An 18742-nucleotide genomic window follows, 5' to 3' on the forward strand; every position below is an offset into this window, starting at 1 on the left:
AAGTGGGGTTAGCGCTGCGTGACGTTGCCCGTCTTTGCAGCGAGCGGCGCGACGAGCATGGGGCGGGCGAGTGCCCAGCCGCCGGCGATGATCGCCGCCGCGACGACAAAGAGGACGGTGCCGGTCCAGCCAGTCGGGTCGTCGGTCGCGGCGAACATGGCGTTGAGGTTGCCACGCAGACCCGTGGTGGCCACGAGCACGATGTGGATGAGCAAGAACACCACGAAGAAGATCATGGTGGGGAAGTGCAAGGCTCGTGCGGTGCGCATGGACGGGAAAGTCCAGCGCTTCGGCCACACCGGGCTCATCCGTGCACCGGAGATGATCGCCAGCGGGGAGGCGACAAACACGACGAGGAAGTACGACAGTTCCTGCAGCGCGTTGTAGTAGACCCACGGGTTTTCGTTCGGCCAGTCCAGGCTCAGGTACTGGATGCCCGCCGAGAGTGCGTGCGGGAAGACCTCCCAGCTCGTGGGCACGATGCGCATCCACTGGCCGGTGGCAAAGAGCAGCACGTAGAAGATCACGCCGAGCACGACCCATGCCAGGTCAAGCACCAGGTGGAGCCACAGGTTCACGGAGATCTTCTCCCGCGGCCTCGTGCGCGGTGCCCAGTACGCCGCGGGCTTCGCTTCTCGACGCTGCGTCAACCCCGTCTTGATCAGCATGGCCATCAGGAACATGTTGAAGAAGTGGGACCACGCCAGCCACGAAGGCAGCCCCACCGGCGCGGAGTCCGGCAGCGGCTGACGACCGTCGTAGCGGTTAATGAAGTCCGCGCCCGTCTCCGTGCCGACAAACCAGCGCGCGGCCAGCACGCCGATCGCGGCCAGTACGACCCGCGCCGCGCCCCACAGCCACGGGGCCTTGCTTGGCTTGGCTTTCGGCGCGGCCTTGCCCGCCGCCTGCCGCTTCTGCGGCGTGGGCTTCTGCTGTGCCGGTTTCTGCGGTGCCGGCTTTGGCTGCGTCGGTTCCGGTGCTGGTGCGGTTGGCTCCGGCGCGGCTTCTGCGGCCGCGGACTCCTCCGGCGCGTGCTTCGGCGCGGGGATCTGTGCGGTCTCGGCCTCCGGCCAGGCGGCACCGCCCGGGGTGCGCGGTAGGCCGCGGCGCAGCGGCACGGTCACCAGCTCGGTGACTGGCTCCGGTGTCGAGTCCGCGGCCGCGGACTCCTCGGGCGCATGTTTCGGTGCGGGGACCTGTGCGGTTTCGGCCTCCGGCCAGGCGGCGCCGCCCGGGGTGCGCGGTAGGCCGCGGCGCAGCGGCACGGTGATCAGTGCTGCTGCCTGGGTGTCGGCCATCTCGGCTTCAGTATCGGTCTCGGCGTCGGCGGCCGCTGCGCGGGGTGCTTGCGCTACCTCGGCAGTGGTGACCGGGGGCCACGGTGCCCCGCCGGGCACGCGCGGCAGGCCCTGACGTACGGGTACCTGCATAAAGCGCCTACTTCCTGGACTCGAGCTCGTTAATAATGTCGGGCACCACATCGAAGAGGTCGCCGATGATGCCGAAGTCTGCGACCTCAAAAATGGGGGCGTCCTCGTCGTTGTTAATCGCCACGATCGTGTCGGCGGTCTGCATGCCGACCAGGTGCTGGCCCGCACCGGAAATACCGATGCCGATGTAGAGCTTCGGCGAGACCAACACACCCGTCTGGCCGATCTGCGCCTCATAAGGCACCTGATCCTCGTCCACCGCGGAACGGGTCGCGCCCACCGCGGCACCGAGGGCGTCGGCAAGACCGCCGACGAGTTCTTCGAACATGTCGGCATCGCCAAGTGCGACGCCACCGGCGACGACCTTGTCGGCCGTGGTCAGCTCCGGGCGGGTGGAGGTACGTTCGACCTTTGCGCTCTCGAGTACTTCCGCGAGGCGGCGCTCGTGCGCTTCCCCGGAGACCTCCACGACCTCACCGGCTGCCGCCTCCGCGCGCTCCTCGACGCTGCCCAAACGCAGCGTGATCACCGGCGCGGAGTGCGTCGCCGCAGCCACGGCAGTAAAGGCACCGCCGTAGTTGGAGTGGTCGGTCACAATGCCCTGCTCGTCGCGGCGGACCCCGACGGCATCCGTGAGCACGGCGCGTCCCAAGCGCACGGCCACGCGCGCAGCCAGGTCGCGGCCACGCACGTCGTGGGAGGTGATGATCGCGGTGGGGTTGAAGGTCTCGGTGGCGGCCAACGCGGCGTCGATAAGCGAAAGCTCGGAGATTGCGACCTTGGCCGCGCCGAGCGCACCGAGCGCCTCGGCGTGTGCGGCGCTGGTGGCGAGCACTACGGGCGTGCCGAGCGTGCTGGCGGCGCCGATGAGCTCCGCGGCCGCCGGGTCGGGCGAGCCATCGAGCGACTCGGCAAGCAGGACGAGAACCGGATCTGTGCTGGTCATTGTGGCTCCTAACTAGATAAGGTTCTTGGACTCGAGGAAATCGACAAGCTGCTTGGCGGAGGTCGCGGACTCGTCAATGATTTCGCCCTGCTCGCGCGGCGGACGGCGATCGATGCTCACCATGATCGCGCGCGCCGGCGTGTAATCCTCCGCGTCAATGCCCAGGTCATCCAGGTTGAGCGTGGTCAGTTCCTTCTTCTTCGCCGCCATCAGCCCCTTGAAGTTGGGGAAGCGCGCGTCCGCGAACTCATCCGACACCGCCACGACCGCGGGCAGCTCCGCGCGCAGCTTCGACGTGACGTGATCGCCCATCTGGGTCGCCGTGACCTGCTCGGCCTCGACCTCAAGCTCCGTGAGGTTCGTCAGCGCGGGCCAGTTGAGCAGCTCGCCCAGCATCGGCGCGATCACGCCAGTACCGCCATCGGAGGACATCGTGCCCGCAATAACCAGGTCGTAGTTGCCGCGGCGGATAACCTCCGCCAGCACGGTCGCCGTCATCGTGGCGTCCGCGCCAATGAGGCGGTCGTCCGTGACTATCGTCGCGTCGTTCGCGCCCATCGCGATCCCGCGACGGACCGACTCGGCCGCGTGCTCGGGCCCGACCGACAGCACCTCAACGTGCACGTCGTCCTTGCCCAGTTTCTCCGCGATACGCAGTGCCGCCTCGACCGCGCGCTCGCCGACCTCATCGGCGGCGACCTCACCTGTGCGGTCCGTCAGACCAGTCTCCAGGTTCATGTCGCGGTCGCTGTAGGTGTCCGGGACTTCTTTCAGCAACACTGCAATGCGCACTGCGGCTCCTTATATATAGGGCAATCGAACGCCAAGCAGTCTATCGCGCGCGCTTTCGCCTTCGCTTATCGACGCCCCGTCACAGGTCAAAGCCGCCAAAATCCCCAAAGTCAAACCCGCCGCCATCGAAGAGGCCACCCCCGGCATCGCCGCCAGCCACGTCGCCCATATCACCAGCGCCAAGGTCGCCGCCAGCGTCGCCGATGTCCCCGCCGGAGAAGTCCCCGGCCTCAAACGCGTCCGCCGAAGGCGTGCCCGCCATACCCGCGAACATGGCTGAATAAAACATCATCGAGCTCGCCGCCCACACGCCCGTCATCATCGCTGGGCCCCACCACGCGGACGAGTACCAACCAGCCGGCACCGGCCGACCCGCCACCGCGCCGCCGGGGTAGTAGTGCGGCGTGGCGGCCGAGGGGTTCGGCGAAGCCGTCACCGTCGTGCCGTCCTCCTGGCGAACCGTGCGCTCCTCGGTCACCCGACCTGCGCGGCGCTGGCCCTCCAGCTCCGGCAAGGCAGGGCCCGCGGGCATGCCCATCAGCTCGCGCGCGGCGTTGACGTAATACAGGCCCTCCAGCGCCGACTCGCGCGCCAGCTGCGCCTGCTTCACGGTCTGCGCAGTGCCTAGCGCCGAGTTCGCTGCGTTGAAGCGCTCGGAGGCATCCGCCAACGCCTGCGTCGACGCCGCGTCACTACCCGTTAAGCTCAGCACCTGCGAACCCAAGCGGTCTGTCCACCGCTTCGCGTCCGCCATAGCGTCGTCAAGCTGCTGCTGGTCAAGCTGCTTGCGGTTACTCCCACTACTGCTCAGTAAATACGCGCCAACACCGACTGCGGCGAGAATGAGAACTAGCGTTAACACGAAACTCACGTCCTTGGATTAGCTAACCGTTTCTTACCTAGAACAACGGATCGTCCCCGGCAAAAGTTCCGGGCTTGTTTCAAGCTGGGTGGGTTTGGAATGCGTGGGACGCTTAAGCTACACTTTTCCGGTAGCGTTTTGCGCGATTGGGAATGTCGTATAGTGGCTAATACCTCAGCCTTCCAAGCTGAAGACGCGGGTTCGATTCCCGTCATTCCCTCCACGACCGGTGCCGTTAGGTGCCGGTTTTTTTACTTTGCGTCGATTCTGCCCGGCAGCTGTTTTTGCCCAGGGTGTGCTTGAATGAGCCGCTGCAGACGCGCGATGAAGTCCGGTTCCCGTGCAGCCTGCCAGCCCACTCTGTAGAACACCGCGCCACGATTCTGGAGCTCCTTTTCGCGGTGACGCTCCCTGTTCAACGCTTCCACCGGGTCGCCAAAACCGCCGTGAGTCTTCTCCGCACCATCCGCTTCCAACACGATGTGGCCGTTGATGAGCGCATCGGCCCAGGCAGTCGTGGTCAGGCCCTGCTGGTTCTCGATGCGAAACCCAACCTGGAACTCCAAGCTTTCAACCCCGGTAAGCGCGCCGGATTGCATTGCGTTGAGGAGTCGATCCCGCACAATCGTTTCCAGCGGACTCTGCGAAGTATCCGCCGAATGCCGAATCAGTTCCCGAAACCCACGAAGCCCCCTGGCCCGAGGCAGCGTCTCGCACCGATCCAGCAGTGCAGCAACAGTCAGGTCTGGCCACTTCCAGCGCGCGGACTCGATCTGCACGAGTGCTTCCATACGCCCGTAGTAACGGTAGGAATCGAAAAGCGTTCTGATCACCGACACCCGACGTACCCCGTCTTCGGTGATAAAGTCACTCTCTGCGAGCTTGGCGTTGTGAACTATGAATTGAGACGAGTCCGACTTCACTCTCGCGTGAGACCTGCTCGTATAAAGGAGGTCGACGCGGGTGACCCAGTGCAGGGTGCTCAATCCCAAGACTCTGGCAGCTGCCGGACCAGTGATGACTGCTTTGCCTCGCCTACTTAAGACAGTGTTGATGAGCGCAAGTTCTTCTTCGCGCTTTTCCTGCGCGGTTGTTCCCCCGACCATGGTGACAGTATGTCGTATTTCTGGCGGTTACGGGCGCTGAAAGTTCCTTGGTCAGCCTTGATGACTGTTTTTGAAAATTCGCAGAACAGTCATCAGCGAGAATGGAGCACCAAAACCCCAGGTGAGCTTCCGTCAAAAAGGCAAAAATAGCGTTGACGACTGTTTTCTAAAATTCATAAAACAGTCATCAGTGAAAACGCCATGCTCCGCCGGCGCCGTTTCGTGGGGCTGAATTCTGTATTATCCGTGCTGCACGCTACAATTGCTTGGCGTGAGTTTGTGGAGTGCCCCAACACTCTGCTTAATCGCAGCTCACGTCGTGAAATTGCGGGGCGTGGCGCAGCTTGGTAGCGCACCTGCTTTGGGAGCAGGGGGTCGCAGGTTCAAATCCTGTCGCCCCGACAAAGGCAAGCCCGCTCCTCGTGAGCGGGCTTGCTGCACATAGACATATTTTGCAATCAACTAGTACAGGAGTTATCCGTGAAGACTTCCGTCGAGAAGCTCAGCGAGACCCGCGTGAAGCTCAATGTGAGCGTCCCCTTCGACGAGCTCGGGAAGGAGATTGACCAGGCGTACAAGTCCATCGCCCAGCAGGTCAACATCCCGGGCTTCCGTCGCGGCAAGGCTCCGCGCCAGCTTATCGACGCACGCTTCGGCCGCGGCCCGATCCTGGAGCAGGTCGTCAACGACATGGTGCCGCAGCGCTACGAGCAGGCCATCAACGAGAACGAGCTGACCCCGCTCGCGCAGCCTGAGCTCGAGATCACCAAGATCGAGGACAACGACGTCGTCGAGTTCGTGGCTGAGGTCGACGTGCGCCCGGAGATTGAGGTCCCGGACTTCTCCAAGATTGCTGTCACCGTCCCGGCCATCGAGATCGACGACGAGGCCGTCGACGCGGAGCTGGACAACCTGCGCTCCCGCTTCGGTGAGCTCAAGGACACCAAGCGCAAGATGAAGACCGATGACTTCGCCATCATCGACATCGAGGCATTCGTCGACGGTGAGAAGGTCGAGGAGGCCTCTACCGAGGGCCTGACCTACCAGATCGGCGGCGACGACCTGATCAAGGGCCTGGACACCGCGCTGCGCGGCATGAAGACCGGCGAGGACAACGAGTTCACCTCCACCATCCAGCAGGGCGAGCACAAGGACAAGGAGGCCACCTTCAAGGTCCACGTCCAGCAGTCCAAGGAGCGCAAGCTGCCGGACCTCGACGACGACTTCGTGCAGGAAGCGTCCGCATACGACACGGTCGAGGAGCTGCGCGAGGCAACCAAGTCCGAGCTCGAGGAGAACACCAAGGCAGAGCAGGCTGCGAACATTCGCGACGAGGTCCTCAAGGCCGCGCTCGCCGAGGCGAAGTTTGAGCTGCCGGAGTCCGTCGTGGAAGAGCAGGTGCACAACCAGCTGCACCAGCTGCTCGGCCAGATGGCGCACGACGAGGCTGCGCTGGCCCAGCTGCTCGAGGCGCAGGGCACGACCCGCGAGGAGTTCGACAAGAAGTCCCGCGAGCAGGCCGAGGAGTCTGTGCGCACCCAGCTCTTCCTCGACGCGGTTGCGGAGCAGGAGCAGCCGGAGGTCTCCCAGCAGGAGCTGACCGATCACATCCTGTTCACCGCACAGTCCTACGGCATGGACCCGAACCAGTTCGTGGCCCAGCTGCAGCAGTCGGGCCAGATTGGCAACCTGTTCGCAGACGTGCGCCGCGGCAAGGCACTCGCCGGCGCGATCTGCCTGACCACCGTGACCGACGACAAGGGCAACTCCGTTGACCCGAACGACTACTTCGGCGAGATCGAAGAGGACGAAGAGGTCGAGGCCGTCGAGACCGAGGCTGAAGAGAAGTAGGCCGGTGCGGTAGGCGTCGATAAGCACATGCATGAGGCCACTGCCCTTAAGGGCGGTGGCTTTTTGCATGCTTGGAAGCGTGTACGCCGGTAGCGAACAGGGGCCACAAATGCTCTTGCCCCGAGTAGGGTAGGGGCATTACAACACGAAATTAGACTTCAAGGAGCGTCATATGACATCGCCAACCAACGGCATGAACCTCGGGGACTCCGTCTACGAGCGCCTGCTGCGCGAGCGCATCATCTTCCTCGGCCAGCAGGTCGACGATGAGATTGCGAACAAGCTCTGCGCGCAGATCCTGCTTCTGTCCGCGGAGGATCCGAACCGCGACATCTCCCTCTACATCAACTCGCCCGGCGGCTCGGTGACCGCGGGCATGGCGATCTACGACACGATGAAGTACTCTCCGTGCGATGTGGCCACCTACGGCATGGGCCTGGCCGCTTCCATGGGCCAGTTCCTGCTCTCTGGTGGCACGAAGGGCAAGCGCTACGCGTTGCCGCACGCCCGCATCATGATGCACCAGCCGTCTGCAGGCGTTGGCGGCACTGCGGCTGATATCGCGATCCAGGCCGAGCAGTTTGCGCAGACCAAGCGCGAGATGGCCGAGCTGATCGCCGAACACACCGGCCAGACCTTTGAGCAGATCACCAAGGACTCGGACCGCGACCGTTGGTTCACCGCCCAGCAGGCAAAGGAATACGGCATCGTTGACCACGTCATCGAGCACGTCGCGCAGACCGACGGCCCAGTAGGCAACTAACCCGGAACACCTACATACGCAAAGGACTTAATACATGACTTTCCAGATGCCGAACTCTCGCTACGTCCTGCCGCAGTTCTTGGAGGAGACCTCCTTCGGCACTAAGCAGATCGACCCTTACGGCAAGCTCTTCGAGGAGCGCATCGTCTTCCTCGGCACCCAGGTCGATGACACCTCCGCCAACGACATCATGGCGCAGCTGCTGGTGCTGGAGTCGCAGGACCCGGACCGCGACATCACCATGTACATCAACTCGCCCGGCGGCTCTTTCACTGCGCTCATGGCGATCTACGACACGATGCAGTACGTCCGCCCGGACGTGCAGACGGTCTGCCTCGGCCAGGCCGCGTCCGCAGCGGCCGTCATCCTTGCCGCCGGCGCCCCGGGCAAGCGCGCCGCGCTGCCGAACTCGCGCGTGCTCATCCACCAGCCCGCCACCCAGGGTACCCAGGGCCAGGTCTCTGACCTGGAGATCCAGGCAAACGAGATCGAGCGCATGCGCCGCCTGATGGAGGACACCCTGTCCCACCACACCGGCCGCACCTCTGAGCAGGTCCGCGAGGACACCGACCGCGACAAGATCCTCACCGCGGCAGAAGCCGTCGAGTACGGGATCATCGACCAGGTCTTTGATTACCGCAAGCTCAACGCCTAAGTAGCGAGCTACGAAAAGCGCCGCCCGCAGTTTACGGGGCGGCGCTTTTGCGTGTTGTGCGGTGCCTAGTTACAGAACGGCACCGAGTTCTTCACCGCGGCAGGTGCCTGCGCGAAGTCCTCGCGCGCCCAGCACGCGCCGTTCTCGTTCGTGCCGTGCGGGTCAACGCTGACCCAGCCGCCGTCCTTCGACGCCCAGAAGTACTCCTGCCCGGTATCCGGCATAACGGTGCGCGCCCACGCACCGTCACAGAACGTGCTGTACTCCTGGTTGCCGCTGCCTGCGCCCTGCTCGGGCCAGGCGCAGCCGTTGGAGCCATCGTCCACCGCGATCGTCTCCGTGATGACCTGCTCGCGCACCTCCTCGCGCGGGGACCTGCGGGTGCTGGTCTTCCGCGTCGAGGTCGATTTGCTTGTCGACGTTGCCGTGGACGTCTTCTTCGACGAAGACGATGTCGCCGACGACGAGGTGGTCTCCTCATCGTCCTCGTCGTCGCTCGCGGTAGTCGTCGGCGAGCTTTCCGTCGTGGGGGTAGCCGTAGTGCTGGTTGCCGGGAAATCGATCACCGGCTCGGCCAACCGCGCCTCTTCCTCGGCGGATGCAGCGCAGCCCGCGAGCGCCACCGTGGCGATGACGGCGACGAGAAGGGACTGGGTGCGGTTGCGTTTCACTTCGCTGTTCCTTTCGGTCTCCCTCACGAGTGGATAACGCTACTAGCGTAGCCGATCGGGCTTAGAGGAACTGTGTCAAGGCCCGGTTGAATTCCTCCGGGCGCTCGATGGCCACTTGGTGCGAGCCGGGATCGATCACGACCTGCTCCACCGGCCCCGCCACGCCCTCGGCAATGCGCGCGAGTTCGGCGGGCGTGGTCGACGGGTCCTGCGCGCCGGCGATGGTGAGCACCGGGCAGGTGATCGCGCTCAGCTCTTCGGCGAAGTCCCAGCCGGCGAGCGCGTCGCCGTTTTGCGCGTAGCCCTCGCCGTCGATACCGGCGACCATGTCGCGGACACGGCGCACCTCGTCGGGGTGTTGCGCGCGGAAGCCCTCGGTGAACCAGTTTTCCATCATCCCGTCCGCGAGTGCCTCCATGCCCTTACCGCGGGCGATTGCGGTGCGCTCGCGCCACTTCTCCTCGCCGCCGAGGTAGGTCGCGGTGCAGGCGAACACGGCTTTTTCTACCCGCCCGCTCTTCGCGGCGAGGTACTGGGCGAGCGCCCCGCCGAGGGACAGGCCGACGATACGGAAGCGGTTGACGCCGACCTGGTCCAGGGCCTGAAGGATATCGGCGGCAAGCGTATCCATCGTGGTCGTCCCCGGGGCGACGCGCGCCGCATCAGAGCGCCCGTGGCCGCGGTGATCCACCGTGACCACGCGGAAGTGCTCCGCGAGGATGGGGATCTGCTTTGCCCAGGCCTCGTGCGTGGTGCCGATAGAACTGAGTAGCACGACGGCGGGGGCGCTGCTGTTGCCGTGTTCGGTGACGTGCAGGTTGGTCATTGCGGCTCCTTCGATGCTTGGGGTGATCGTGTAGACCCCATTGTGCGTGAAAATAGAGCGTGGTGGGGGAGCGGGTGCTTCCATGTGCGCCCGTCCGTCGCCGGTTTGACGCAGCAACTACACTTGGGGTTCATCTTTTCAACCCCGTCCGTGGCCCGGGGTGCGTGCCGCCAGGCAGCCACGGACTGTGCATCGTAGGAACTCAGGAGAAGACAGCTCACATGGCAGGAACACACGACAGCTCGGATCTGCTCAAGTGCTCATTTTGTGGCAAGAGCCAGAAGCAGGTACGCAAGCTCATTGCGGGCGGCGGAGTGTACATCTGCGACGAGTGTATCGAGCTGTGCAACGAGATCATCGAGGAGGAGCTCGCCGGCTCGCAGCAGAACCAGGCGGGCGAGTCCGAGCGGCTGCCGCGCCCGTCCGAGATCACCGCGTTCTTGGACCAGTACGTCATTGGCCAGGATCAGGCCAAGCGCACGCTGGCGGTCGCGGTGTACAACCACTACAAGCGCATCAAGGCGGACACGCTGGCCTCGCCTGCGCGCCGCCGCGAGGACGACGTGGAGATCTCCAAGTCCAACATCTTGCTGCTCGGCCCGACTGGCTCCGGCAAGACCTATTTGGCGCAGACGCTGGCGCGCATGCTGAACGTGCCTTTCGCCATCGCTGACGCAACCAGCCTGACGGAGGCCGGCTACGTGGGCGAGGACGTGGAGAACATTCTGCTGAAGCTGCTGCAAGCTGCCGATTTTGACGTCAACCGGGCACAGACCGGCATCATCTACGTCGACGAGGTGGATAAAATCTCCCGCAAGTCGGAGAACCCCTCGATCACCCGCGATGTCTCCGGCGAGGGCGTGCAGCAGGCGCTGCTGAAGATCCTGGAAGGCACCGTTGCCTCCGTGCCCCCGCAGGGCGGTCGCAAGCACCCGAACCAGGAGTTCATCCAGCTGGACACGACGAACATCCTGTTCATCGTCGCCGGCGCGTTCGCGGGCCTGGACAAGGTCATCGCGGAGCGCGTGGGCAAGAAGGGCATCGGCTTCGGTGCCGAGATTGACTCCAAGGACGAGCGCGACGAGGCGAACCTGCTGGCCAGCGTGCAGCCCGGTGACCTGGTCAAATTCGGCCTGATCCCCGAGTTCATCGGCCGTCTGCCCGTGATCGCCACCGTGGAGGACCTCGACCGCGACGCGATGGTGCGCGTGCTCACCGAGCCGAAGAACTCCCTGGTCAAGCAGTACGAGCGCCTGTTCGCCATGGACGGCGCGGAGCTCGTGCTTAGCGACGACGCGCTGGGACTCATCGCCGACAAGGCCGCAGAGCGCAAAACCGGTGCCCGCGGCCTGCGCGGCATCATGGAGGAGCTGCTCGTGCCGGTCATGTACGAGCTGCCCGACCGGGAGGGCGTTTCCCAGGTCGTCATCGACGGCGCGGTGGTGCGCGGCGAGGCCGAGCCGGAGTACTTGAGCGCCGACGAGAAGCGCTCGGCGTAGTCGCTGGCTAGTAGATCCCGCCCTCTGGCTCGCTGAGATAGTCGTGGTTGTCCGAGGAGTCCTCAGCGGGCGTCGGCGGGGTGGCCTCCAGGTAGCTGTCGTAGCCGGAGGGCGAAATGCTCGTGGTCAGAAACGCGATCACGGTGTCGATGACCATGCGGCGCATCCCCGTGATGTTGCGCTCCGAGCGGAAGTTCACACCCCGCAGGCCCTGGGCCACATCGCCCACCCCGGCGGGGAAGAAGCAGATCGAGATCAACAGCAACAGCACGTCGTCGGCGGAGATGCCGGGACGGAACGCGCCCGAATCCTGGCCGATGAGCAGCAGGCGCTCCAGGTGCAGGGCGACGTCTTCGGGGCGCTGGGAAAAGAGCGAGTCTGCGTCCTCGAGGGCCGGGTCGAGCTGCTCGCGCAGCAGGATCACGACCGCGTCCGGGTGGTCCTTGATGGCCATATACAGGGCGTCGATAAAGCGGCGCATGCCCTCGACGGGCACCGCGTAGGAGCGGTTGAGGACGGACTCCGGCGGGCGCAGCTGCTCCAGCGCGCGCAGCACGGCGCGAGCATACAGGCCTTTCTTGTCGCCGAAGTTGTAGTGGATTTTCCGCTTGGACATGCCGGACGCCTTCGCGATGTCCTCCAGCTTCGTGGCGTGGAAGCCCGCGTCCGCGAACATGCGCAGCGCGGTGGCCACGACCTCATCAACTGTGGCGTCAGCGGGGGCGTCGAGCGGCGGGGTCGAAGCGTCTGCGGTGTGCTTTTCAGGCAGCGGCGTCACAGTGTCTCCTTGTCTCTCCAACCGGTTGGCGCAAACGCCGGTCGCCGCGTTGCGGCCATACGCCTCCATCGTGCCCTACTGGCACCCCCAATGTCCCAGCCTGAAGAAAAAGCCCACATTTTCCTGCGGAAAAGCGCCCAAACGGGGGGAGTGAACCCACCGGCTCGCGGTCGTTGGTTCCTATACTTGGGGCGTGCCATTGAAGCGCTGGCGGTGAAACGTCGGCGCGCCGAGAAGAACACTTGCAAGGAGCCATCATGTCCAGTCCTGTCAACGTTGTGGTCACCGGCGCTGCCGGCAACATCGCATACTCCCTGCTGTGGCGCATCGCCGCAGGTGACGTCTTTGGTAAGGAGCAGCCGGTCAACCTGACGCTGCTGGAAATCCCGGCCGCCGCCCGCGCTGCCGAGGGCACCGCGATGGAGCTCAACGACTCCGCGATGCCGCTGGTCAACGACATCACCGTGACCGACGATCAGCGCAAGGCTTTCGAAGGCGCGAACGCGGCCTTCCTGGTCGGCGCGAAGCCGCGCGGCAAGGGTGAGTCGCGTGCTGACATGCTCGCGGCCAACGGCAAGATTTTCATCGAGCAGGGGCGCGCGCTGAACGACGGCGCGGCTGACGACGTCCGCGTGCTCGTGGTGGGCAACCCCGCCAACACCAATGCTTACATCGCTGCCAAGGCGGCACCGGACCTGCCGGCGGATCGCTTCAACGCGCTGATGCGCCTGGACCACAACCGCGCGGCGTCGATGCTGTCGCAGAAGCTTGAGGTTCCGTCCACGGCCTTTGAGCGCCTGGTGGTGTGGGGCAACCACTCCGACACGCAGTTCCCGGACATCACCTACGCCACCGTGAACGGCGAGCCCTTGGCTGACAAGGTGGACCAGGATTGGTACACGGGCGAGTTCATCCCGCGCGTGGCCAAGCGAGGCGGCGAGATCATCGAGGTGCGCGGCAAGTCCTCCGCGGCGTCCGCGGCGTCCGCTGCCGTGGATCACATGCGGGACTGGGTGCAGGGCACCGAGGGGCGTTGGACGACGGTGGCGCGGCCGTCGACAGGCGAATACGGCATCGACGCCGGCCTGGTCTTCGGTGTGCCGGTGACTGGTAACGGCGGCGAGTGGGAGCTCGTTGAAGGCCTCGAGATCAGCGACGCCCAGCGTCAGCGCATCGACGCGAACGTCACCGCGCTGCGCGAGGAAGCCGCAGTGGCCGACGGCCTCTTTTAAGCGGGGACTATGATGGGCAAGCGTGACTGATGCGAGGAATGATCAAGTAGGCAACAACCGCGCGGACGCTCTGCCCAAGAGCTGGGAGCCCGGCGACCACGAGTCCACCATCTATCAGCGATGGGTGGACAAGGGGTACTTTGAGGCGGATCCCAGCTCGGACAAGCCCGCCTACTCCATCATGCTGCCGCCGCCGAACGTGACCGGCCAGCTGCACATGGGCCACGCCCTCGACCACACGCTGATGGATTCCCTGGTGCGCCGCAAGCGCATGCAGGGATACGAGGTGCTGTGGTTGCCGGGCATGGATCACGCCGGCATCGCTACCCAGACCAAAGTCGAGACGAAACTGAAGGCCGAGGAGGGCAAGGACCGCTACGACTACGGCCGCGAGGAGTTCATCGACCGCGTCTGGGAGTGGAAAGAGCAGTACGGCGGCACGATTACCACGCAGATGCGAGCCATCGGTGACTCCGTCGACTGGTCGCGCGAGCGTTTTACTCTCGACGAAGGCCTGTCGAAGGCCGTGCAGACCATCTTCAAGCAGCTGTACGACGCGGGTATGGTTTACCGCGACTACCGCCTGGTCAACTGGTCGCCGGTACTCGAGACCGCGGTGTCCGACATTGAGGTCGTGTACAAGGACGTCGAGGGCGAGTTCGTCTCGATCCGCTACGGCTCGCTTGACGACGCCGAGCCGCACCTCGTCGTCGCCACCACCCGCGTCGAGACGATGCTGGGCGACGTCGCCATCGCGGTTCACCCGGACGATGAGCGCTACGCGCACCTGATCGGCCAGGAGTTCGCGCACCCGCTGCGCGACGACCTGAAGCTGAAGGTCATCGCCGACGACTACGTCGACATGGAACTCGGCACCGGCGCGGTGAAGATCACGCCTGCGCACGACCCGAACGACTACGAGATGGGCCTGCGCCACGACCTGGACATGCCCATCATCATGGACGAGCAGGGCCGCATCGCTAACACCGGCACCCGCTTCGACGGCATGCCGCGGGAAGAGGCGCGCGTCGCCGTGCGTGAGGCGCTGGCCGAGCAGGGCCGCATTGTCAAGGAAGTGCGCCCGTACGTGCACTCGGTGGGCCACTCGGAGCGCTCCGGCGAGCCGATCGAGCCGCGCCTGAGTCTGCAGTGGTTTGTCAAGGTGGACAAACTCGCCCAGATGTCGGGTGACGCGGTGCGCAACGGCGATACGAAGATCCACCCCGAGTCGATGGAGAAGCGTTACTTCGACTGGGTGGACAACATGCACGACTGGACCATCTCGCGGCAGCTGTGGTGGGGCCACCGCATCCCAATCTGGTACGGGTCGGAGGACGAAAACGGCGAGCGCGACGTGGTCTGCGTCGGACCCGACGAGCAGCCGCCAGCTGGCTACGAGCAGGACCCGGACGTGCTGGACACCTGGTTCTCCTCCGCCCTGTGGCCGTTTTCCACCATGGGTTGGCCGGAGAAGACCCCGGAGCTGGCGAAGTTCTACCCGACTTCGGTGCTGGTGACGGCCTACGACATCCTGTTCTTCTGGGTGGCGCGCATGATGATGTTCGGCACCTTTGCGGGCGAGACCACGCCCGAGGTGCTCGGCGAGGGTACTGACGGCCACCCGCAGGTCCCGTTCACGGACCTGTACCTGCACGGCCTGGTGCGCGACGAAAAGGGCCGCAAGATGTCGAAGTCTTTGGGCAACGGTATCGACCCCATGGACTGGGTCGAGCGCTTCGGCGCGGACGCGCTGCGCTTCGCTTTGGCCCGCGGCGCGAACCCGGGCGTGGACCTGCCGATCGGCGACGACCACGCCGTCGCCGCCCGCAACTTCGCCACCAAGCTGTACAACGCGACGAAGTTCGCGCTGATGAACGGCGCGGCCGTGGGCGAGCTGCCGGAGCGCGGCACGCTCACCGACGCCGACCGCTGGATTCTCGACCGCGCCGAAGAGCTTCGCGCCCGCGTCGACGCCTACCTGGACGACTACCAGTTCGCCAAGGCCAACGAGGTCATCTACCACTTCGCGTGGGACGAACTGTGCGACTGGTACCTCGAGATCGCGAAGACGCAGATCCCGCGCGCTGCGGCTGACGCGTCAGCGGAAGAAAAGGAGCGCGGCCGCACCACACAGATCGTGCTGGGGCGCGTCCTCGACGTCCTGCTGCGCCTGCTGCACCCGACCATGCCGTTCATCACAGAGGTGCTGTGGACGGCGCTCACCGGCGAGGAGACGGTCACGCTCGCCGAGTGGCCGACCGCCGACGACACCAACGGTGGGGCAGAGACCGACCTGGAGGCGCGCCGCCGCATCGAGGATTCCATCAAGCTGATCACCGAGCTGCGCCGCTTCCGCGCGGACCAGGGGGTCAAGCCTTCGCAGAAGGTGCCGGCGAAGCTGGACTTCGCCTCCGCCGACCTCGGCGCGCAGGAAGACATGGTGCGCCAGATTGCGCGGGTTGAGGTGCCGGGCGAGGACTTCGCGGCGTCGGCAAGCATTGAGATGCGACTGAGCAAGGCGAACCTCGACGTTGCGCTGGATACCTCCGGCACCGTCGACGTCGCCGCCGAGCGTAAGCGCCTGGAAAAGGAACTCGCCGCAGCCCAAAAGGAGCTGGATACCACTGGTACCAAGCTGGCGAACGAGCAGTTCCTGGCGAACGCGCCGGAGCAGGTGGTGGAGAAGATCAAGGTGCGCCAGAAGGTCGCGCAGGAAGAGTTCGAGCGCGTCACCGCACGCCTCGAGGCGCTGCCGCAGAAGTAGACTGCGGGTATGACTGAGCACGACGAGGACACTCCCCGCGAACGCGGACCGTACGGCGAGCTGCCCCCGGAGCGCGACACCGAGTTCGGCCGCCTCTCCATGACCGACAGCGGCATCACGCTCAACCTCGGCGGGACCGAGCAGGAGCACATCGAGCCGGAGCCGGAGGACGGCGAGCTTAAGCACCTCGCGGACCTTGTCGGCGTGCGCGTTGGCGAGCTGGCGGGCGATGACGCAAGCGTCAGCGAGGAGCCCTTCGACCACGCCGCGCTCGAGCGGCTCAACGCGGAGCTCGATGCGCGCGCCGGGGCGACCGACCCGAACCCGAGCCTGGACCGGATCGCCATGCTGCTGGACCTGCTCGGCTCACCCGAGCGCACACTGAAAGTGATCCAGGTCGCGGGCACGAACGGGAAAACGTCCACCGCGCGCATGACCTCGTCGCTGCTGCGCGCGCTCGGCCACCGCGTTGGCCTGTTCACCAGCCCCGAGCTGACGCGTGTGACCGAGACGATCGAGATCGACGGTGCCGAGATCGCGCCGGGGCGGCTCGCCGAGACTTACGACGAGCTCGCGCCCTATCTCCAAATGGTCGACGCGAAATTCGCCACCCCGCTGAGCCGCTTCGAGGTGCTCGTGGCGATGGCGTACGTCGCGTTTGCCGACGCGCCCGTCGACGTCGCCGTGGTTGAAGTCGGCATGGGCGGGACGTGGGATGCGACGAACGTCGCCGACGCCGACGTCGCAGTAATTACCCCGATCGGGCTCGACCACCAGGGCTTCCTTGGAGACACGCTGCCAGAAATCGCCGCCCAGAAGGCCGGGATCATTAAAGCACGCGGCACCGAGGGGCTCGGTCCGGCGGAAAACATCGCCGTCGTCGCCGAGCAGGAGCAGGAAGCGATGCGCGCGGTACTCGAGCGCGCAGTGGAGGTCGACGCCATCGTCGCGCGCGCGGGTAGCGAGTTCGGCGTCGGCGAGTCCACGGTGGCCGTCGGCGGGCAGCAGCTTGATCTGCGCGGCCTGGGCGGCGACTACAACGACATCTTCCTCCCGCTCGCCGGCGCGCACCAGGCAGCCAACGCGTCGCTCGCGCTCGCCGCGGTCGAGGCCTTCTTTGGGGTTACCCGCGAGCATCCGCTCGACCTCGACGCCGTCCGCGAAGGCTTCGCCCGCGTGCAGGTCCCGGGCCGCATCGAGCGCTTCGGCACCGCACCCGTGCTGCTTGTCGACGCCGCGCACAACCCCCACGGCGCACGCACCCTTGCCGCCGCACTCCGCCGCGACTTCAACTACGCGGGCCTCGTCGGCGTGGTGTCGATCTTCGCCGACAAGGACGCCTCCGCCATGCTCACTGCGCTCGAGCCCGAGCTGCGCGAAGTCGTGATCACGCAGAACTCCTCGCCGCGCGCCATGGACGCATACGAACTCGCCGAGCTTGCGTACGCAATCTTCGGCGATGACCGGGTCCGCGTCGAAGCGCACCTGCCCGCGGCGGTTGAACTCGCCCGCGAGATTGCCGGGGAAGCCGACGAGGACGGCATGGGCGTGCTGATCACCGGATCCGTCGCCACCGCCGGCGACGCGCGCGCCTTCCTCACCGCCGACGCGCAAGGCGGCAATGGCTAAGTACGCGTGGCTGGTCACTAACCGTTGGCTGCACTGGGACAAATTCGAGTGGCAGTTCAGGGAGCTCATCCGCGCCGCGTCCGCGTTGGGGGTGGACCTGCAGCGCATCAGCACCGACGAGGCGTTGGCGAAACTCGCGGCGCGGGACGCAAGCCTGCCGCAGGCGGCGCTGATCATGGACAAGGACGTGGCTGCCGTCGCCCAGCTCGAAGCCGCGGGCGTGCGCACCACCAACTCCGCCGCCGCGATCGCGGCCTGCGACAACAAGGCCTACACGCACGCCGTGCTCAGCGCCGCCGGCATTGCGCACCCGCGTACCTGCACCGCGCCATTGGCCTACCGAAACCTCGAGCCCGAAGAGTGGGCGGCAAGTGCGTTTTTGGGCGCCGTTGAAGAAGCGCTCGGCTACCCCGCGGTGGCCAAGCGCGCCGTCGGATCGTGGGGCCAGGGCGTGGAGCTGGTGCGAGACCGCGCAGAACTCATTGCGTTTCTGCGCGGCGCGTACCCGGCACCCGTCATCGTGGAGGAATACATCGCCGACTCCCACGGCCGTGACGCGCGCATCTACATGGTGGGGCGTGAGCCCGTCGCCGCGATGCGTCGTTACGGCACGGGCGGCGACTTCCGCGCCAACATCACCGGCGGGGGCCGCGCTGAGCCGTGGAGCCCGCCGACGGAGTACGTGGACACGGCACGCGCAGCGATGGACGCCCTCGGCCTGAAAGTCGGTTCCGTCGACTTCCTGGACGCCGCAACGCCGCTCGTGGGTGAGGTGAACTCGAACGCACAATTTGCCTCGCTCACGGAAGTCACCGGCGTCGACGTTGCCGGTCACGTCGCCGAGCTGCTCGCAGCAGTTATGGCCGAACCCGCAACACAGATACGATGAGTCTCATGGCTGACCAGAACACCCCCCCGACGCGCACGCTTCCGCCGCG

The 18742-nt window shown here is 65.6% G+C and carries 16 protein-coding genes and 2 tRNA genes; 10 read left to right on the plus strand and 8 right to left on the minus strand.

Annotated features, from left to right (window positions below):
* Positions 1-8: 8 nt before the first annotated feature.
* From HMPREF2990_RS12575 to HMPREF2990_RS00350, 4 genes are all read right to left on the minus strand, one after another.
* Entirely contained in the window at positions 9-1430 is a 1422-nt protein-coding gene (locus HMPREF2990_RS12575) for a cytochrome b/b6 domain-containing protein (RefSeq protein ID WP_246817372.1), read from the minus strand.
* A gap of 7 nt (positions 1431-1437) precedes the next feature.
* Complete coding sequence (locus HMPREF2990_RS00340; RefSeq protein ID WP_070762140.1) at positions 1438-2376, minus strand: electron transfer flavoprotein subunit alpha/FixB family protein; 939 nt, start codon at positions 2374-2376, stop codon at positions 1438-1440.
* Between the two features lie 12 nt (positions 2377-2388).
* A complete protein-coding gene (locus HMPREF2990_RS00345; RefSeq protein ID WP_070762141.1) occupies positions 2389-3168 on the minus strand; it encodes an electron transfer flavoprotein subunit beta/FixA family protein in 780 nt (259 codons plus the stop codon).
* A gap of 79 nt (positions 3169-3247) precedes the next feature.
* Positions 3248-4030, minus strand: a complete 783-nt coding sequence (locus HMPREF2990_RS00350; protein ID WP_070762142.1) for a hypothetical protein — start codon at positions 4028-4030, stop codon at positions 3248-3250.
* A gap of 148 nt (positions 4031-4178) precedes the next feature.
* Between HMPREF2990_RS00350 and HMPREF2990_RS00355 the strand changes: the two genes are divergently transcribed.
* Positions 4179-4253, plus strand: a tRNA-Gly gene (locus tag HMPREF2990_RS00355).
* 28 nt (positions 4254-4281) lie between these two features.
* On the opposite strand, the gene HMPREF2990_RS00360 is transcribed toward HMPREF2990_RS00355, so the two are convergent.
* Positions 4282-5136 carry a hypothetical protein gene (locus tag HMPREF2990_RS00360; protein WP_070762143.1) on the minus strand — a complete coding sequence of 285 codons (855 nt, stop codon included), beginning with the start codon at positions 5134-5136 and terminating at the stop codon, positions 4282-4284.
* Between the two features lie 328 nt (positions 5137-5464).
* Between HMPREF2990_RS00360 and HMPREF2990_RS00365 the strand changes: the two genes are divergently transcribed.
* The 4 genes from HMPREF2990_RS00365 to HMPREF2990_RS00380 all read left to right on the plus strand — a co-directional run bounded on the left by HMPREF2990_RS00365 (position 5465) and on the right by HMPREF2990_RS00380 (position 8405).
* Positions 5465-5538, plus strand: a tRNA-Pro gene (locus HMPREF2990_RS00365).
* 78 nt (positions 5539-5616) lie between these two features.
* Positions 5617-6987, plus strand: coding sequence for a trigger factor (gene tig / locus HMPREF2990_RS00370; protein ID WP_070762144.1), 1371 nt, complete (start codon positions 5617-5619; stop codon positions 6985-6987).
* Positions 6988-7159: 172 nt separating this feature from the next.
* Complete coding sequence (locus HMPREF2990_RS00375) at positions 7160-7750, plus strand: ATP-dependent Clp protease proteolytic subunit (RefSeq protein WP_038592060.1); 591 nt, start codon at positions 7160-7162, stop codon at positions 7748-7750.
* A gap of 34 nt (positions 7751-7784) precedes the next feature.
* Positions 7785-8405, plus strand: coding sequence for an ATP-dependent Clp protease proteolytic subunit (locus HMPREF2990_RS00380; protein WP_038592057.1), 621 nt, complete (start codon positions 7785-7787; stop codon positions 8403-8405).
* A 65-nt stretch (positions 8406-8470) separates the two neighbouring features.
* Here the strand turns inward: HMPREF2990_RS00380 and HMPREF2990_RS12580 are convergent, their stop codons facing one another.
* Positions 8471-9076, minus strand: a complete 606-nt coding sequence (locus tag HMPREF2990_RS12580) for a hypothetical protein (protein WP_141757723.1) — start codon at positions 9074-9076, stop codon at positions 8471-8473.
* A 61-nt stretch (positions 9077-9137) separates the two neighbouring features.
* Entirely contained in the window at positions 9138-9902 is a 765-nt protein-coding gene (locus HMPREF2990_RS00395; protein WP_070762147.1) for an alpha/beta fold hydrolase, read from the minus strand.
* Between the two features lie 221 nt (positions 9903-10123).
* On the opposite strand from HMPREF2990_RS00395, the gene clpX reads away from it, so the two are divergent.
* A complete protein-coding gene (gene clpX, locus HMPREF2990_RS00400; protein ID WP_070762148.1) occupies positions 10124-11401 on the plus strand; it encodes an ATP-dependent Clp protease ATP-binding subunit ClpX in 1278 nt (425 codons plus the stop codon).
* 7 nt (positions 11402-11408) lie between these two features.
* On the opposite strand, the gene HMPREF2990_RS00405 is transcribed toward clpX, so the two are convergent.
* Positions 11409-12179, minus strand: a complete 771-nt coding sequence (locus tag HMPREF2990_RS00405) for a TetR/AcrR family transcriptional regulator (protein ID WP_070762149.1) — start codon at positions 12177-12179, stop codon at positions 11409-11411.
* 257 nt (positions 12180-12436) lie between these two features.
* On the opposite strand from HMPREF2990_RS00405, the gene HMPREF2990_RS00410 reads away from it, so the two are divergent.
* Genes HMPREF2990_RS00410 through HMPREF2990_RS00425 form a run of 4 tightly spaced genes read left to right on the plus strand, consistent with a single transcriptional unit; the run spans position 12437 to position 18693 of the window.
* Positions 12437-13411, plus strand: a complete 975-nt coding sequence (locus tag HMPREF2990_RS00410; protein WP_070762150.1) for a malate dehydrogenase — start codon at positions 12437-12439, stop codon at positions 13409-13411.
* A gap of 22 nt (positions 13412-13433) precedes the next feature.
* Positions 13434-16175, plus strand: a complete 2742-nt coding sequence (locus HMPREF2990_RS00415; RefSeq protein WP_070762151.1) for a valine--tRNA ligase — start codon at positions 13434-13436, stop codon at positions 16173-16175.
* A 9-nt stretch (positions 16176-16184) separates the two neighbouring features.
* Positions 16185-17804, plus strand: a complete 1620-nt coding sequence (locus HMPREF2990_RS00420; RefSeq protein WP_070762152.1) for a bifunctional folylpolyglutamate synthase/dihydrofolate synthase — start codon at positions 16185-16187, stop codon at positions 17802-17804.
* Positions 17797-18693, plus strand: a complete 897-nt coding sequence (locus HMPREF2990_RS00425) for an ATP-grasp domain-containing protein (RefSeq protein ID WP_070762153.1) — start codon at positions 17797-17799, stop codon at positions 18691-18693. The genes HMPREF2990_RS00420 and HMPREF2990_RS00425 overlap by 8 nt, the downstream gene beginning before the upstream one ends.
* Positions 18694-18742: the final 49 nt, after the last annotated feature.

This window comes from Corynebacterium sp. HMSC071B10 (assembly GCF_001814825.1).
Classification (GTDB): domain Bacteria; phylum Actinomycetota; class Actinomycetes; order Mycobacteriales; family Mycobacteriaceae; genus Corynebacterium.

Excerpts from the sequence above, each read along its gene's own strand:
- HMPREF2990_RS12575 (WP_246817372.1), bottom strand. The coding sequence starts at position 1,430 with ATGCAGGTACCCGTACGTCAGGGCCTGCCGCGCGTGCCCGGCGGGGCA.
- HMPREF2990_RS00340 (WP_070762140.1), bottom strand. The coding sequence starts at position 2,376 with ATGACCAGCACAGATCCGGTTCTCGTCCTGCTTGCCGAGTCGCTCGAT.
- HMPREF2990_RS00360 (WP_070762143.1), bottom strand. The coding sequence starts at position 5,136 with ATGGTCGGGGGAACAACCGCGCAGGAAAAGCGCGAAGAAGAACTTGCG.
- HMPREF2990_RS00375 (WP_038592060.1), top strand. The coding sequence starts at position 7,160 with ATGACATCGCCAACCAACGGCATGAACCTCGGGGACTCCGTCTACGAG.
- HMPREF2990_RS00380 (WP_038592057.1), top strand. The coding sequence starts at position 7,785 with ATGACTTTCCAGATGCCGAACTCTCGCTACGTCCTGCCGCAGTTCTTG.
- HMPREF2990_RS00395 (WP_070762147.1), bottom strand. The coding sequence starts at position 9,902 with ATGACCAACCTGCACGTCACCGAACACGGCAACAGCAGCGCCCCCGCC.
- clpX (WP_070762148.1), top strand. The coding sequence starts at position 10,124 with ATGGCAGGAACACACGACAGCTCGGATCTGCTCAAGTGCTCATTTTGT.
- HMPREF2990_RS00410 (WP_070762150.1), top strand. The coding sequence starts at position 12,437 with ATGTCCAGTCCTGTCAACGTTGTGGTCACCGGCGCTGCCGGCAACATC.
- HMPREF2990_RS00420 (WP_070762152.1), top strand. The coding sequence starts at position 16,185 with ATGACTGAGCACGACGAGGACACTCCCCGCGAACGCGGACCGTACGGC.
- HMPREF2990_RS00425 (WP_070762153.1), top strand. The coding sequence starts at position 17,797 with ATGGCTAAGTACGCGTGGCTGGTCACTAACCGTTGGCTGCACTGGGAC.